At 51.9% G+C, this 15,550-nt stretch carries 13 protein-coding genes and 2 pseudogenes; 3 read left to right on the top strand and 12 right to left on the bottom strand.

The window, feature by feature from the left end; translation table 11 throughout:
* Positions 1–28: 28 nt before the first annotated feature.
* Positions 29–862: pseudogene (gene cobB / locus H2P46_RS12910) on the top strand (Sir2 family NAD+-dependent deacetylase).
* Between the two features lie 31 nt (positions 863–893).
* Here cobB and potD read toward each other — a convergent pair.
* From potD to potA, 4 genes are read right to left on the bottom strand one after another with little or no spacing between them, the layout of a single operon-like run.
* Positions 894–1,937, bottom strand: a complete 1,044-nt coding sequence (gene potD / locus H2P46_RS12905; protein WP_193405531.1) for a spermidine/putrescine ABC transporter substrate-binding protein PotD — start codon at positions 1,935–1,937, stop codon at positions 894–896.
* 12 nt (positions 1,938–1,949) lie between these two features.
* Positions 1,950–2,726, bottom strand: a complete 777-nt coding sequence (gene potC / locus H2P46_RS12900) for a spermidine/putrescine ABC transporter permease PotC (protein ID WP_193405433.1) — start codon at positions 2,724–2,726, stop codon at positions 1,950–1,952.
* Complete coding sequence (gene potB / locus H2P46_RS12895; RefSeq protein ID WP_193405432.1) at positions 2,723–3,583, bottom strand: spermidine/putrescine ABC transporter permease PotB; 861 nt, start codon at positions 3,581–3,583, stop codon at positions 2,723–2,725. Before potB ends, potC begins: the two co-directional genes overlap by 4 nt.
* Complete coding sequence (gene potA / locus H2P46_RS12890) at positions 3,567–4,682, bottom strand: spermidine/putrescine ABC transporter ATP-binding protein PotA (RefSeq protein ID WP_193405431.1); 1,116 nt, start codon at positions 4,680–4,682, stop codon at positions 3,567–3,569. The genes potB and potA overlap by 17 nt, the downstream gene beginning before the upstream one ends.
* Positions 4,683–4,996: 314 nt before the next feature.
* Between potA and pepT the strand changes: the two genes are divergently transcribed.
* On the top strand, positions 4,997–6,226 hold the full coding sequence (gene pepT / locus H2P46_RS12885; protein WP_193405430.1) for a peptidase T: 1,230 nt from the start codon (positions 4,997–4,999) through the stop codon (positions 6,224–6,226).
* Positions 6,227–6,276: 50 nt separating this feature from the next.
* Here the strand turns inward: pepT and H2P46_RS12880 are convergent, their stop codons facing one another.
* The 8 genes and pseudogenes from H2P46_RS12880 to rluE all read right to left on the bottom strand — a co-directional run bounded on the left by H2P46_RS12880 (position 6,277) and on the right by rluE (position 14,148).
* Positions 6,277–7,401 carry a ribosomal protein uL16 3-hydroxylase gene (locus H2P46_RS12880; protein ID WP_193405429.1) on the bottom strand — a complete coding sequence of 375 codons (1,125 nt, stop codon included), beginning with the start codon at positions 7,399–7,401 and terminating at the stop codon, positions 6,277–6,279.
* Positions 7,402–7,457: 56 nt separating this feature from the next.
* Positions 7,458–8,918, bottom strand: coding sequence for a two-component system sensor histidine kinase PhoQ (gene phoQ / locus H2P46_RS12875; protein WP_193405428.1), 1,461 nt, complete (start codon positions 8,916–8,918; stop codon positions 7,458–7,460).
* A gap of 2 nt (positions 8,919–8,920) precedes the next feature.
* On the bottom strand, positions 8,921–9,589 hold the full coding sequence (gene phoP, locus H2P46_RS12870; protein ID WP_193405427.1) for a two-component system response regulator PhoP: 669 nt from the start codon (positions 9,587–9,589) through the stop codon (positions 8,921–8,923).
* A gap of 105 nt (positions 9,590–9,694) precedes the next feature.
* Positions 9,695–11,065 (bottom strand): adenylosuccinate lyase, encoded by a 1,371-nt coding sequence (gene purB, locus H2P46_RS12865; RefSeq protein WP_193405426.1) that lies wholly within the window; start codon positions 11,063–11,065, stop codon positions 9,695–9,697.
* A gap of 42 nt (positions 11,066–11,107) precedes the next feature.
* Positions 11,108–11,749: pseudogene (hflD, locus tag H2P46_RS12860) on the bottom strand (high frequency lysogenization protein HflD).
* A 33-nt stretch (positions 11,750–11,782) separates the two neighbouring features.
* On the bottom strand, positions 11,783–12,919 hold the full coding sequence (gene mnmA / locus H2P46_RS12855) for a tRNA 2-thiouridine(34) synthase MnmA (RefSeq protein ID WP_193405425.1): 1,137 nt from the start codon (positions 12,917–12,919) through the stop codon (positions 11,783–11,785).
* 39 nt (positions 12,920–12,958) lie between these two features.
* Positions 12,959–13,432: an NUDIX domain-containing protein gene (locus H2P46_RS12850; RefSeq protein ID WP_193405424.1), complete on the bottom strand. Its 474-nt coding sequence runs from the start codon at positions 13,430–13,432 to the stop codon at positions 12,959–12,961.
* Between the two features lie 47 nt (positions 13,433–13,479).
* A complete protein-coding gene (rluE, locus tag H2P46_RS12845) occupies positions 13,480–14,148 on the bottom strand; it encodes a 23S rRNA pseudouridine(2457) synthase RluE (RefSeq protein ID WP_193405423.1) in 669 nt (222 codons plus the stop codon).
* A gap of 101 nt (positions 14,149–14,249) precedes the next feature.
* Here rluE and icd point away from each other — a divergent pair, with 101 nt between their 5' ends.
* Positions 14,250–15,500 carry an NADP-dependent isocitrate dehydrogenase gene (gene icd / locus H2P46_RS12840; protein WP_193405422.1) on the top strand — a complete coding sequence of 417 codons (1,251 nt, stop codon included), beginning with the start codon at positions 14,250–14,252 and terminating at the stop codon, positions 15,498–15,500.
* Positions 15,501–15,550 lie beyond the last annotated feature (50 nt).

Here is a 15,550-nt window from a genome sequence, read left to right as displayed (position 1 = left end):
CGCCGAAGCCGCTGCACAAGGAGCCTTTATGCGCACACCACGTCGACGCTTACGACTCGCCCGGCTGAAAAAGACCCGGCGAAAAGTGCATCAGCGCTTTCGCCAGCGTATTTTTGAGCGCGATCGTCAGGCTGAACTGGTTGCACACCCGCTGCCGCATGTGGTGGTACTGACCGGTGCGGGCATTTCTGCCGAATCAGGCATCCGCACCTTTCGCGCCGCTGACGGATTATGGGAAGAACACCGGGTGGAAGATGTTGCCACACCGGAAGGCTTTGCGCGCGATCCCGCGCAGGTACAGCGCTTCTATAACGCACGCCGCCACCAATTGCAGCAGCCAGAAATTCAGCCTAATGCCGCGCATCTGGCATTAGCCGAGCTTGAGCAGGTGCTCGGCGACAACTTTTTGCTGGTAACACAAAACATCGACAATCTGCATGAGCGCGCGGGCAATACACGCGTGCTGCATATGCACGGTGAATTGCTGAAGGTGCGCTGTGCAACCAGCGGTCAGGTGATTGAGTGGACCGGCGATGTCACCAGTGACGATCGCTGTACCTGCTGTCAGTTTCCTTCAGCACTCCGCCCACATGTGGTGTGGTTTGGTGAAATGCCCATCGGCATGGAGGAAATTTATCAGGCGCTGGAAAACGCTGATGTATTTATTGCAATTGGCACATCAGGCCATGTTTATCCGGCGGCGGGGTTCGTGCATGAAGCTAAATTGCAGGGAGCGCATACGGTGGAACTGAACCTGGAGCCAAGCCAGGTCGGCAATTAATTTGCCGAAAGCCATTACGGCTTTGCCAGCGAAGTGGTGCCGGCGTTTGTGCACACCTTACTGCGCGGTTTATACAAATAAAGCAGGGCGGCATGTTGGCCGCCCGTACCGGTTAACGTCCGGCTTTCAGTTTCTGGAAAAGCGTTTCGTACAGCACGCTGGCATCACCCACATCGTTTTGCCATTCGCCGTTTTTAATCACGTCGGCTGAAGGATAAAGAGAGGGATCGTCCGCCACCGCTTTTGGCAGCAATTTTTTCGCTTCAAGATTCGGTGTTGGATACCCAATCGTTTCAGCAACTTTTGCCGCTACATCCGGGCGCAACAGGAAGTTAATCAGCTTCAGCGCGCCCTCTTTATTTTTAGCATTTGCCGGAATAGCCAGATTGTCCATCCAGAAAATGCCGCCTTCCTTCGGCCAGATAACCTGCAGCGGTGTGCCTGCCTGACGTGCAATGTAAGCCGATCCATTCCAGATCATCCCCAGATTCACTTCACCTTCCATATAAGGATTGCCTGGGTTGTCTGAGTTAAAAGCCAGTACGTTTGGCATCAGCTTTTTCAACTCTTCGTAAGCCGCTTCAATCTGTTGTGGATCGCGCGTATTGCCCGAGTAGCCCAACTTGCGCAGCGCCATCTGAAAGACTCCACGCGCGTCGTCGGTCAGCAGCAGACTTTGCCGGTACTCAGGATTCCACAGGTCGGCCCAGCGGGTAACGCTCTTGGGATCGAGTTCATCCGTGTTGATCCCGATCGCTGTTGCGCCCCAGATGTAGGGAATGGAGTAATCATTATTCGGATCAAACGGCTTATTCAGCAGGTCAGGATCGAGGTTTTTAAAATTACTTAGCTGTGATTTGTCGATCTTTTGCAGCATGCCTTCATTGCGCATTTTGGCAACGAAATAGGTTGAAGGCACCACTAAATCATATGCCCCGTCTTTCCAGGTTTTTAGCTTGGCGTACATGCTTTCATTAGATTCATAGGTGGAGTAAATCACCTTGATGCCGGTCTCTTTGGTGAACTGCTCCAGCAGCCCTGGCGGGACATATTCGGTCCAGTTGTAGAAATAGAGCGTTTTGCTGTCGTCCGCGTGTGCGCCCTGCATGCTCAATGCCAGCGCTCCAGCCGCCAGCCAATGAGACCATTTCATCATCATTATTCCCCTTTAGGTTTTGGTTTTGTCACGAAGCAACCACTGGCTACCAGCCACTAATAACAAAGAGAGCAGCATCAAAATCGTGGCGAGCGCATTCACCTCGGGTGAGACGCCCACTTTGACCATTGAATAAATTTTTAACAGCAAAATTTCGAAAGTCGGACCGGTGACAAATGACGATACCACGACGTCATCCATCGACAGGGTAAAACTTAACAGCCAGCCCGCAGCCACCGCTGGCATGGCCAGCGGCAGTAAGATTTTACGTAAAATGGTGGTTTCGCTGGCGCCCAAATCTTTGGCGGCCTCGAGCATACGCACATCAAAGCCCTTGAGGCGCGAATAAACGGTGATCACCACAAACGGCAGACAGAAAGTGATATGAGAAAACAGCAGTGACCAGAAGCCGAGCGAAATGCCGAGGAGCATGAACAGCACCAGCAGTGAAATTGCCATGACAATATCGGGTGACATCATCACCACAAATAGCATGCCACTGACAAAGGGCTTACCACGGAAGCGATAGCGATAAAGCGCCACCGCAGTCAGCGAGCCGATAAGCGTAGCGCAGCTGGCAGAGAGCACGCCCATAATCAATGAATGCTGTGCAGCCTGAATCAGGCTGTCGTTGCGAAACAACAGGCTGTACCACTGCGTGGTTATACCCTGCCAGTTGATGCCAAAGCGCGATGCGTTAAATGAATTAACGATCAAGATCACGATAGGAATATAGAGCCAGGCATAAATGACGGCCATAAAACCGCCGCGTAACCAGCGAGCCATCATTCTAATTCCACCTTTTTATTCAGCAGGCGCGCGGCGCGCCAGTAAATCAGCAGCATTAAGCCCATTAATATCGTCATCACAATGCTGGTGGCAGCGCCGAACGGCCAGTCGCGAATATTCAGAAACTGACTTTTGATCACGTTACCGATAAGCAGGTTCTTTGCGCCGCCCATTAAATCAGCGACGTAAAACAGGCCCATCGCCGGGATCATCACCAACAGGCAGCCCGCCACGATGCCTGGCATAGTCAACGGTAGAATAATGCGGAAAAAGGCTTGCAGCTTGCTGGCGCCAAGATCGCGTGCTGCTTCCAGATAAGCTTTGTCGAGTTTTTCCAGGCTGGAGTAGAGCGGCAGCACCATAAACGGCAGCAGGATATAGACCAGGCCCAGGATCACCGCTTCTGAGGTGAACATGATGCGAAAAGGTTTATCGATAACTCCAGTCCAGAGCAGAAAATCATTGAGCCAGCCGCGAGTGCTGAGAAATATTTTCAGGCCGTAAATGCGAATTAATGAATTGGTCCAGAAAGGCACAATTAACAGAAACAGCAGCAGTGAACGCAGGCGCGCAGGCAGCTTAGTCAGACACCAGGCGAAAGGATACCCCAGCAGCAAACAGCAGGCGGTAGCGATAAACGCCATATTCAGTGAATGCAGTAATACTTCAGCGTAGAGCGGATCGAGCAGGCGGGTGTAATTACTGAAAGTAAATACCATGCTGACAAAATGCGCATCATCACGGGTCAGAAAACTGGTGACAAAAATCATCAGGTTGGGCAGAAAGACGAATAGCGTCAGCCAACTGACAATGAGCGCGATGGCGCTTTTTTGGAAACGGTTACGCATCAGCTTCATGAGGCAGTACCACCTCCCAGCTTGCGACCCAGTTCACCGCCATTTTTTGGTTCAGCGAATGGTCAAAATCGGGATCGTCTTCGTTAAAAAATTCGCTAACCGTGACCAGCTTACCGTTTTCCAGTTCAACGGTCGATTCCAGCGTCATGCCTTTGTAGTTACGTTCGCGAACGTAGCCGGTTAATCCTTCAATCACGCTGTCGTCATGGATCTCTTCGACGCGCAGATCCTCCGGACGCAACATGACGTGCAGCCTGTCGCCCGCACTTACCGGAAAAGGACAATAAATATCGCATTCGCGACTTTCTACCCGCGCACGCACCACAGGGGCCTTATCGCTGGCAAGCACTTCGGCGTCGAAAACATTAATTTCGCCAATAAAGCGGGCAACAAACAGATTTTTGGGCTCTTCGTAAATTTCGCGTGGTGTGCCATCTTGTTCGATTTTGCGCTCGCGCATCACCACAATACGATCGGACATGGTCAACGCCTCTTCCTGATCGTGAGTGACGAAAATAAAGATAATGCCGAGTTTGCGTTGCAGCGCTTTCAACTCGTTTTGCATCTGCCTGCGTAGCTTGTAATCCAGTGCCGATAACGATTCATCCAGCAGCAATACTTTAGGACGATTAACCACGGCACGGGCAATGGCAACGCGCTGCTGCTGGCCGCCTGAAAGCTGATGAGGACGGCGTTCGGCAAACGCATCCAGCTGCACCATCGCCAGCGCTTCATTGACGCGTGTGGTGATCTCAGCATCAGGTGTTTTCTGCATACGCAGACCAAAGGCAACGTTCTCAAACACCGACATATGCGGAAACAGCGCATAGCTCTGAAATACCGTATTAACGTGACGATGTTCTGCGGGTGTGTCAGTGATGTCGTGGTTGTCTAAAGTGATATGGCCGCTGTCGGTCTGTTCGAGACCCGCGATCAGACGCAAAATGGTGGTTTTACCGCAGCCAGACGGGCCGAGCAGGGTAATAAACTCACCATGATAAATGGTCAGGTTAAAGTCATTGATGATGGTTTTGCCATCGAAAGCTTTACTGATGCCAGAAAGCGTAACCAGCGCCTGGTGCGCGCATGTTTGCGTCATTTTAGTCTCAGTCTGTCATAGGTCGATAGGTTACAGCATAGTCGTTTAATACGACCAGCCAGCAAGAAAGGGCGGATGATACCTGAAAAACAGGCTAATTCCATGTTTTGCCTATAAATGAACGCGATAAAAACCTGTTATGTGACGCTATTGCCTGGCTCGCCACAATAAATAAATTTTTATTGGCGATTTTACCTGTCCCGTCTTTCCGAAACCGCTCAGACAGCGCTAACCTGTTCGTTAATGATTTGACGCAATCAGGCGTCTGGGCAGTCAGTGAATAATAACTGATGGCAATTTTTTAAGGATGGCAAATGGAACAGTTACTTGAGCGCTTTTTACGTTACGTGGCAGTGGAAACCCAGGCAAAACCGCAGGCGCGTCAGGTGCCGAGCAGTGAAGGCCAGTGGACACTGGCACGTCAGTTACAGGAAGAGTTATTGGCGCTGGGTTTTATTGACGTCACATTGAGCGATCACTGCTGTGTTATGGGCACGCTTCCCGCCAATGTTGACTGGCCCACGCCGGTGATTGGTTTTATCTCACATATGGATACTTCGCCGGATTTCACCGCGAAAAATGTGAATCCCCAGATCATTGAAAACTATCGCGGCGGCGATATTGCGCTTGGTAATGGCAATGAAATTTTGTCACCGGTGATGTTTCCGGTTCTGCATAAGCTCATCGGCCACACGCTGATTACCACTGACGGCAAAACCTTACTCGGGGCAGATGATAAAGCTGGCATTGCGGAAATTATGACGGCGATGGCGCGTCTGGCGAAAGAGGATATTCCACACGGCGCGCTTCGCGTTGCCTTTACGCCCGACGAGGAGATTGGTCGCGGCACGTCACACTTCGATGTGGAAGGTTTTGCCGCTGACTGGGCGTATACCGTGGATGGCAGCGATATAGGCGAATTTGAATTTGAGAATTTCAACGCGGCCTCAGCGACGGTAAAAATTGTGGGCAATAACGTGCATCCCGGCACGGCGAAAGGCGTCATGGTAAATGCACTGGAATTAGCGACGCAATTCCATATGGCAGTGCCCGCCAAAGAGAAACCGCAACACACAGAGGGCTACGAAGGTTTCTACCATCTGCATCAGATGAAAGGCACCGTAGAACACGCTGAATTGCTCTATATCATTCGGGACTTTGATACGGAAAGCTTTGAGCAGCGTAAGCAGACGCTGAAACAGATTGCACAGCAGATAAGCCAGGGTCTGCATCCAGACTGTTCGGTGAAGGTAGACATGAATAATAGCTATCGCAATATGCGTGAAAAGGTTGAGCCCTTCCCACATATTATTGATCTGGCATTACAGGCGATGCGCGATTGTGGTATTGAGCCAAATGTCAAACCGATTCGCGGCGGCACCGACGGTTCAGCGCTGTCCTGGAAAGGATTGCCCTGCCCGAACCTGTTTACCGGCGGATATAATTACCACGGCAAGCATGAGTTCGCATCTCTGAATATCATGGCGCAGTCGGTTGAGGTGATTGTGCGTCTGGCTGAGCTGGCAGGCCAGAAGCAGAACTAACTGAACTGTGCGCACCGCTTCAGTTGAGTCCGGTGCGCACAAACACGTTATTATTCGCCGCTGAAATACCAGTAACCGGCGTTCACCAGCGCGGCGATCTGTGCCAGTACCGACGGATCGTCCAGCGCGTCGCCCAGCTCCTCCAGCGTAATCTCCTGATGATGCGCCAGCACCGTCAGGACGTCCGGGTGTGAACACTCGATACGCTCGCCATTCACGTATACCGCATCGCCAATCGTTAACACACGCAGACCACCGAGGCGAGAAAGCACATCGCCCTGTTGCAGCGCATCGTAAATTTCATCCGGCTGATAAGGGGGTTCCGGCGGCGCGACATCCAGTTCATGACGCGATTGAGAGATAAATTCACCAAACCAATGGGCAAAATGCGTCGGCTGGTTAATAACATCCAGCATCACCTGGCGTATCCCTTCAAGCTCCTGTGGCAGGATCTGTGCAGGGCAATCGCGTGATGGCACGTCCGGGTCGGTAAAACGGTAACTGCCTAATTCATTAGCCAGCGCGTAATCCGCAAAACTGCTGATCAGTTCCCGGCCGCTGGGCGCCCGGAAGCCAACGGAATAGTTGATGGCATTTTCCAGTGAATAGCCTTCGTGTGGGAACCCAGGTGGAATATACAGAATATCGCCCGGTTCCATCTCTTCATCAATAATGGCATCAAACGGCTCGACCTGAAGCAGATCAGGATGCGGACAGTGCTGCTTCATGGGTATTTTTTCACCAACACGCCAGCGACGACGGCCGGTACCCTGAATAATAAAAACATCGTACTGATCGAGATGCGGGCCAACGCCACCGCCCGGCACGGCAAACGAAACCATTAAGTCGTCGATGCGCCAGTCAGGCAGAAAGCGGAACGGGCGCATTAACGCAGCTGAAGGTTCGTGCCAGTTATTTACCGCCTGCACCAGCAATGACCAGTTGCTTTCGCCCAGATGATCGTAACTTTCAAACGGGCCGTGGCTAACCTGCCATTTGCCATCCTGATGGCTTACCAATCGGCTATCGACTTCATTTTCCATGGCCAGGCCAGCCAGCTCATCAGGAGAAATGGGATCGATAAAGTTTTTGAAGCCACGCTTTAATACCACCGGACGCTTTTGCCAGTAACGCTGGATAAAATCGGGCCAGTTGAGATCGAGCTGATAGTCCATATAAGGTTCCGCTTAGGGCTGTAAATGCCTGCAAGTATAACAGCCCGCGCGCCTTTCTACTCGCGGCGATGTACGAGTTCCTGGCGCTGAAAAACCACTTCCATACGCGTACCGCCCAGTGAACTGTTGGTAGCAATAATCTTGCCGGCATATTGCTCAAGGATGTCTCGCGCCACCGCCAGGCCAAGCCCCTGTCCCGGTCGTAACGTATCGGCGCGTTGACCGCGAACGAAGATCAAATCGCGCTTGCTTTCAGGAATGCCGGGGCCGTCATCATCAATATAGATATACAACGATTTTTCGGTTTGATGGGCTCTGACTTCAATAAATTCCAGACAATATTTACAGGCGTTATCCAGCACATTGCCCATCACTTCCATAAAATCATTTTGGTCGCCAACAAACGTCAGTTCGGGTGAAATATCAAGGGTAATCGCGACACCTTTATGCTGATAAACCTTGTTTAGCGCGGAACATAAACTGTCGAGCAGGCCCGAAACCGAATGCAAATCGCGTTGCAAAGGGTTGTGATCGGCCTGCATGCTGGCGCGATGCAGATAGTAGCCAATCTGTTGAGAAATGCGGCTGATCTGTTCCAGCATCACCGGTTCGGCTTGCTCAATGGTCAGTTCTTTACCACTGCGTAATGAACGCAACGTACTTTGCAGCACCGCCAGCGGCGTTTTTAAACTGTGGGTGAGATCCGACAAGGTGGTGCGATAGCGCGTATAGCGCTGGCGCTCGTTGGTTAACAACAGATTAAGGTTACGCACCAGGCTTTGTAATTCCTGCGGAGGATGGTCATCCAGATTTTCACGCAGGCTGGTTTCCAGCTCGCGTACCTGCTGGGTCAGATGACCAATGGGACGCAGGCTCCAGTGCGCAGCCAGCCACAGCAGCGGAATAATTAAAATCAGGTTGGCCGCAAAAACGTAGCTGAACCAGGACCAGACCACATCGGAGTGTTGCAGCTCCTGGGGAATGGAATCAATCACCACGATAGTTAACGCGGGAAGGTTCGTCGTGGCGTCGTAGCGATTAACGGCGACCGAGTGGGTAAACGTATCGTCGCTATCGGTGTCCCAGGCATCCAGTCGTCGCTGTGCGGAAATATTGTTACCCATCGCCGCCAGACTGGTGCGATTGCTGGTATCAATCTCATAAAAATCAGGCTTCAGCAGCCAGTCGCGCCGGATTTTTTTACGGATCTCAGGCACGTCGCGCTGCTGCCAGAGCAGTTTGCCCTGTTCGTCATAGATAAAAACCAGCGTTGGAAAGTTAAGCGTCATCCGTTCAGGTTGAGCTATCGTCAGCCGGTTATCTTTCCATTGGGCAAGGGTAAAAAACAGGTTACTTTCACCACGCATCACGCGATAGGTATTTTTGTCGAAACTGACGACGTAACCAATCACCGCCACCATGCCATAAGACAGCGACAGGAACAGGACAATGGCGGCGGACGCCAGCAGAAAGCGGGCGCGCAGCGAAATGGGACGATAGCGTTTAAGCCAGTACATATTTACAGATCAAAGCGATAGCCTTGTCCACGCACGGTGGCGATCACTTCAGTGGGATGCAAAGCCAGAATTTTTTTGCGTAAGCGGCCCATTAAAACATCAATGGTATGACTTTCGCGTAGCTCGGCATCGGGATAAAGCTGCAGCATCAGCGAATCCTTGCTTACCACTTTGCCTGCATTGCGAATCAGCGTTTCAACGATGGTGTATTCAAACGCAGTTAATTTGACCGGCTGTTCGTTAATTGTGATTTCGCGTCGCGACAGATCAACCTGAAACGGGGCCATATCGATAACCTGAGAAGCGTGGCCGCTATTGCGGCGCATTAATGCCTGCAGGCGAGCCGCCACTTCTTCGATATGAAAGGGTTTAGTTACGTAATCGTCAGCACCGGCTTCCAGGGCTTCTACCTTAGCTTGCCAGCCTTCGCGGGCGGTGAGCACCAGAATGGGCTGACGTACAGCATCACTACGCCAGCGGCGAATGAGCGACATGCCATCTTCATCCGGTAAACCCAGATCGACTAAGGCGATGTCAGGCAAGTGCTCCTGTAGAAAGTAATCGGCCTCTTTGGCGTCTTCGGCGGCATCAACCTGATGGCCCATTTCTCGCAGTTGAACCGCGAGATGATGGCGTAGCAGAGCATTATCTTCCACAACCAAAACACGCATAGAATTTCCTTACCAGCAGAACAGAATGAATTGAAAGAAGTATACGTGAAGTGAACTAAACAGCAGGTTAACACAGACCGGCGTGAACCGGCCTGGGTAAGGAGATTATTTCAGATCGTCTACCATCTGGATAGCACGGCCAATATAGTTGGCGGGTGTCATCTGCTTCAGACGGACTTTTTCTTCTTCTGGCAGGGCCAGGCTGTCGATAAAGGCTTGCATACCGGCAGCATCAACGCGCTTACCGCGCGTCAGCTCTTTCAGCTTCTCGTACGGTTTTTCAATGCCGTAGCGGCGCATGACAGTCTGAATAGGCTCAGCCAGTACTTCCCAGTTGTGATCCAGTTCATCAAGCAGACGATCGCGGTTCACTTCCAGTTTAGAGATGCCTTTCAGCGTGGCCTGATAAGCGATTAACGCATAACCGATACCCACGCCAAGGTTACGTAATACGGTGGAGTCGGTCAGGTCGCGCTGCCAGCGTGAAACCGGCAGTTTGCTTGCCAGATGCTGCATTACCGCATTAGCCAGGCCCAGGTTACCTTCAGAATTTTCGAAGTCGATTGGGTTGACTTTGTGCGGCATGGTAGATGAACCAATTTCGCCAGCGACAGTTTTCTGTCTGAAATGATTCAGCGCCACGTAGCCCCAAATATCGCGATCAAAATCGATCAGAATAGTGTTGAAACGTGCGATGCAGTCAAACATTTCTGCGATGTAGTCGTGCGGCTCGATCTGGGTGGTGTAGGGATTCCAGGTAATGCCCAGCGAAGTCACAAAGGTTTCGCTCAACTGATGCCAGTCCACGTCCGGATAAGCGGCCAGGTGAGCATTGTAATTGCCAACGGCACCGTTGATTTTACCCAGCACTTCATTGCGGCCCAACTGACGCAGCTGACGCTCCATACGGTAAGCGACGTTTGCCATCTCTTTACCCATTGTTGAAGGCGTAGCCGGTTGGCCGTGAGTACGCGACAGCAGTGGAATGTCGCGATATTCCTGCGCCAGACCTTTCACTGCATCAATCAGCTGCTGCCAGTAAGGCAGAATCACCTCGCGCCGCGCCGTTTCCAGCATCAGAGCGTGGGACAGATTATTAATGTCTTCGGAGGTACAGGCAAAGTGAATAAATTCCGATACCGCATGCAGGGCAGGCACATTTGCCACTTTTTCCTTCAGGAAATATTCAACCGCTTTAACGTCGTGGTTGGTAGTACGTTCGATAGTTTTGATGCGTGCGGCGTCAGTTTCGTTGAAATTAGCCACCAGCGCGTCAAGGAAAGCGTTTGCGTCGGCATCAAATGCAGGAACTTCCTTGATCTCTGCGGTCTCAGCCAGTTTTTGTAACCAGCGTACTTCAACCTCAACGCGGAATTTCAGCAAACCGTATTCGCTGAAAATCGCACGCAGCGGGCTGACTTTATCGCCGTAACGACCATCGACAGGTGAGACGGCGGTCAGAGAGGATAATTCCATCAGTGCAACTCCTGAATCATTAAACAAAAATGCCGCGCTGACTTAGTCAGTCAGTGGCAGCCGGGATAAAAGGGTTTTTGCTTCACGCAGCAGACGCTGGCGCGAAAACATCAGCTGCAGACGGCCACCGCCGAGCTGCTGCCAAAGCACAGTGGCGCGAATACCCGCCAGCAGCGTGGCGCGCACTTTGTTCTGCAATTGTGAATTTTGTAAAACTGAGGGTGAACCGGTGACCTGAATACGCGGCCCGAGCGGGCTAATCACATCGACATAGATAGCTGCCATTGCGCTCAAAATGGTATCTGACTCCAGTTCGTAATGGGCTAACTGACGATCCAGCTGACCAATGCGCTGTGCCAGCGTTGCCATTGCCGTTCGATTGGCGCTCAGCTTACGTTCAAGCACCATCAGGCTGAGTGTATAGCGCATTAATTCTGCTCCTGCTCCCTATCGACTGCTGCTGTTCAGTACCGCCATCAGCGTCTCCAGACCCAGGCGCAAATTGGCTTCGTTGTTGCCAAAGACCGCCAGCGTGGAGGACGGGTTCAGGTCCAGCACGCTGCGCAGCGACACGCTGAGCGGTGCGGAGGGGCAGTGTCCCTGGTGCGCAAGCTGCTGCACCAGATGTGCGGCCTGGCAAATACCGGCCAGCGCCAGCGTAATCTCTTGATAGTTCTTAGCCACGGTTACTCCTGTGTACGCGTCGTAAGGCCAACATTAAGCAACTGCCCATGGCAGGCGTTCTTCGATAATACCGCCGCCAAGACAAACCTCGCCAAGATAGAACACCGCAGACTGGCCCGGCGTGACCGCAGCCACAGGATCGTCGAAACGGACTTCAATACGATCATCGCCGTGCGGGATAATTTCACAGGGAATATCATTCTGGCGGTAACGGGTTTTCACCGTGCAGCGCAGCGGGGCGGTAATCGGCTGACGGTTGACCCAATGCAGCTGCTGAGTAATCAGGCCCACCGACATCAGACGCGGATGGTCGCCGCCCTGGGCCACAATCAGGCGATTGCGCGCGACATCTTTATCAACAACATACCAGGGATCGTCTTTGCTCTCTTTCATGCCGCCGATGCCTAAGCCTTTGCGCTGGCCCAGCGTGTGATACATCAAACCCTGATGTTCACCAACGATATGGCCGTCTACAGTTTCGATTTCACCGGGCTGTGCAGGCAAATAGCGCGCGAGGAAGTCGCGGAATTTGCGCTCGCCGATAAAACAGATGCCTGTGGAATCTTTCTTTTTAGCCGTAATCAGATCCAGCTGCCCGGCGATACGTCGCACTTCCGGCTTTTCCAGTTCGCCAACCGGGAACAGGCTCTGGGCAATTTGCTGGTGGCTAAGGGTGTAGAGGAAATAGCTTTGATCTTTATTGCCATCGAGGCCGCGCAGCAAATGACTTTCACCGTCAATGTCCTGACGACGCACATAGTGGCCCGTGGCAATAAAATCTGCCCCGAGATCTTCTGCCGCGAATTCCAGAAAGGCTTTGAACTTGATTTCTTTATTACAGAGAATATCCGGGTTCGGCGTGCGGCCCGCTTTATACTCTGCGAGAAAGTGTTCAAAGACGTTATCCCAGTATTCCGCAGCAAAGTTAACTTTATGTAGCTTGATGCCGAGCTTGTCGCATACTGCCTGAGCGTCGGCCAGATCGTCCGCGGCGGTACAATATTCTTCGCCGTCATCTTCTTCCCAGTTCTTCATGAACAGACCTTCTACCTGATACCCCTGCTGTTGCAGTAACCAGGCGGAAACGGAAGAATCGACGCCGCCGGACATACCGACGATCACTTTTTTCTGGCGGTTGTTCAGGCTGTCATTCTGGTCAAAGTCGGACATCACAGGCTCGCATAACATTAAAACAGGCGGCGTATTCTATCATGCGTCGGCGTGGCGCGCACCTTCGTGAAACGGCCAGTTAAACGGGCTGATCAGATGCAACGGGTAACGTGCGCCTTGCTGCCATAAGCGTACGCTTTCCGCGACTAAGGGTGAACGCAGGACGGGGGCAGACAGGATCTGGGCTGGCGGTAGCCACCAGCAGCAATCAATATCGCTGTCCTGCGGTGCGGTTGGCAACTTCTTAGCCAGGTCCAGCCCAAACAGAAAGCGCACAAAAGACGTATTATCCGGCGCGATCCACTGCTGAACACCAAGAAAATACTGCATCGGGGCGTTGATGCCGGTCTCTTCGACCAATTCGCGCTGTGCAGCGGCTAAAAGCGTTTCATTGGCTTCCAGGTGACCAGCCGGCTGATTCCAGGTTGCGCGACCGTTGATTCGTTCTTCAACCACTAACAATTCGCCTTCGGCCTGGACTAAACACGCGACAGTGACATGAGGTTTAAACATCGAATCTCCGTAATTGTTAACCTGACGTTATAAAAAGCACTGGACATTTAGATCGATTCTGTAATATCGCGCCATTCTCCGGGTGCAAGTGTATCCAGCGTATAAGGCCCCATCGCGTAGCGGATCAGGCGCAGCGTAGGGAAGCCAATATGCGCCGTCATACGGCGCACCTGACGATTTCGTCCTTCGTATAAAGTGATTTTTAGCCATTGCGTGGGAATATTTTTGCGCTCACGAATCGGGGGCTGACGTGGCCATAACCAGGCGGGTTCGGTGACTTTTTCGATACCTGCTGGTCGCGTCAGGCCATCTTTCAGATTAACGCCATCACGCAGCGGCTGAAGATCCTCTTCCTGCGGTTCGCCTTCGACCTGGACGAAATAGGTTTTTCCGGTGCCCTTGCCCGGCTGTGTTAACGCGGCTTGTAAGGCGCCATCGTTGGTTAAGATCAGTAAACCTTCGCTGTCGCGATCAAGGCGACCTGCGGCATAAACCCCGCTGACGCTGACAAAATCTTTCAGCGTCCGGCGTCCGGCTTCATCAGTGAACTGCGGCAGAACATCAAAAGGTTTGTTAAAGAGTATGACGCGCCGTGGCGTAGCGGGGCGCGAAGGGGAACGCCGCGCAAGGCGTGATGGGCGGCTGAATCGTTTATCCGGGTGAATTCGTTGAGAAGTTTTTCGCATGGGCTTTGCAGTCAGAAACAATCGGCGCATTATAACGCGAAATTGCGGTGATTGGCGTAGCGGAAATATTCAAGTAGTATTGACGCGCATCTTACAAATCATTAACAAAAAATCGCTCGAAGGAGAGGTTAATGGAAAGCAAAGTAGTTGTTCCGGCGGAAGGTCAAAAAATCACTCTGGATCAGGGAAAACTGGTGGTCCCGAATAACCCGGTCATTCCTTACATTGAAGGTGATGGTATTGGTGTTGACGTATCACCTGTTATGCTGAAAGTGGTTGATGCCGCTGTGAAAAAGGCCTACAACGGCGAGCGAAAAATCTCCTGGATGGAGATTTACACCGGTGAAAAATCTGTTGAACTTTACGGTCAGGATGTCTGGCTGCCGCAAGAAACCCTCGATTTAATCAAAGAATATCGTGTTGCCATCAAAGGCCCGCTGACGACGCCAGTGGGCGGCGGTATTCGTTCTCTGAACGTTGCTCTGCGCCAGGAACTTGATCTGTACGTGTGTCTGCGTCCGGTGCGTTACTACAAAGGCACGCCAAGTCCGGTTAAGCGTCCAGAAGAGACCGACATGGTGATTTTCCGCGAAAACTCTGAAGACATCTACGCGGGTATCGAGTGGAAAGCCGGTTCTGCTGAAGCAGATAAAGTGATCAAATTCCTGCGCGAAGAAATGGGCGTGAAGAAAATTCGCTTCCCAGAGCAGTGTGGTATTGGCGTGAAGCCGTGTTCAGAAGAGGGCACTAAGCGCCTGGTTCGTGCAGCGGTTGAATATACCATCACCAACGATCGTGATTCACTGACGCTGGTTCACAAAGGCAACATCATGAAATTCACCGAAGGTTCTTTCAAAGACTGGGGCTACCAGTTAGTGAAAGAAGAGTTCGGCGGTGAGCTGATCGATGGCGGCCCCTGGATGAAATTTAACAACCCGAACACCGGCAAAGAGATCATCGTTAAAGACGTGATTGCGGATGCGTTCCTGCAACAGATCCTGCTGCGTCCAGCGGAATACGATGTGATTGCCTGTATGAACCTGAACGGTGACTACATTTCTGACGCCCTGGCGGCGCAGGTGGGTGGAATCGGTATTGCGCCGGGTGCAAACATCGGTGACGAATGTGCGCTGTTCGAAGCGACTCATGGCACCGCGCCTAAATATGCGGGCCAGGATAAAGTGAATCCAGGTTCGGTTATTCTGTCTGCAGAAATGATGCTGCGTCACATGGAGTGGTTCGAAGCGGCTGACCTGATTGTTAAAGGTGTTGAAGGCGCTATCGCTAACAAGACCGTGACTTACGATTTCGAACGCCTGATGGAAGGCGCTAAGCTGCTGAAATGTTCAGAGTTTGGTGACGCGATCATCGAAAATATGTAATTTCTATATTTGTTAAATATCTTAACGGGGGCTTAACGCCCCCGTTGTTA

Origin of the sequence: Mixta mediterraneensis, from assembly GCF_014946725.1 — a bacterium.
Taxonomy (GTDB): Bacteria; Pseudomonadota; Gammaproteobacteria; order Enterobacterales; family Enterobacteriaceae; genus Pantoea; species Pantoea mediterraneensis.
Note: the sequence above shows the minus strand (reverse complement) of the source record. Positions and strands in the feature narration are given on the sequence as shown.

Excerpts from the sequence above, each read along its gene's own strand:
- potB (WP_193405432.1), bottom strand. The coding sequence starts at position 3,583 with ATGAAGCTGATGCGTAACCGTTTCCAAAAAAGCGCCATCGCGCTCATT.
- icd (WP_193405422.1), top strand. The coding sequence starts at position 14,250 with ATGGAAAGCAAAGTAGTTGTTCCGGCGGAAGGTCAAAAAATCACTCTG.
- phoP (WP_193405427.1), bottom strand. The coding sequence starts at position 9,589 with ATGCGTGTTTTGGTTGTGGAAGATAATGCTCTGCTACGCCATCATCTC.
- rluE (WP_193405423.1), bottom strand. The coding sequence starts at position 14,148 with ATGCGCCGATTGTTTCTGACTGCAAAGCCCATGCGAAAAACTTCTCAA.
- potC (WP_193405433.1), bottom strand. The coding sequence starts at position 2,726 with ATGATGGCTCGCTGGTTACGCGGCGGTTTTATGGCCGTCATTTATGCC.
- potD (WP_193405531.1), bottom strand. The coding sequence starts at position 1,937 with ATGATGAAATGGTCTCATTGGCTGGCGGCTGGAGCGCTGGCATTGAGC.
- H2P46_RS12880 (WP_193405429.1), bottom strand. The coding sequence starts at position 7,401 with ATGGACTATCAGCTCGATCTCAACTGGCCCGATTTTATCCAGCGTTAC.
- mnmA (WP_193405425.1), bottom strand. The coding sequence starts at position 12,919 with ATGTCCGACTTTGACCAGAATGACAGCCTGAACAACCGCCAGAAAAAA.
- pepT (WP_193405430.1), top strand. The coding sequence starts at position 4,997 with ATGGAACAGTTACTTGAGCGCTTTTTACGTTACGTGGCAGTGGAAACC.
- purB (WP_193405426.1), bottom strand. The coding sequence starts at position 11,065 with ATGGAATTATCCTCTCTGACCGCCGTCTCACCTGTCGATGGTCGTTAC.
- phoQ (WP_193405428.1), bottom strand. The coding sequence starts at position 8,918 with ATGTACTGGCTTAAACGCTATCGTCCCATTTCGCTGCGCGCCCGCTTT.
- H2P46_RS12850 (WP_193405424.1), bottom strand. The coding sequence starts at position 13,432 with ATGTTTAAACCTCATGTCACTGTCGCGTGTTTAGTCCAGGCCGAAGGC.
- potA (WP_193405431.1), bottom strand. The coding sequence starts at position 4,682 with ATGACGCAAACATGCGCGCACCAGGCGCTGGTTACGCTTTCTGGCATC.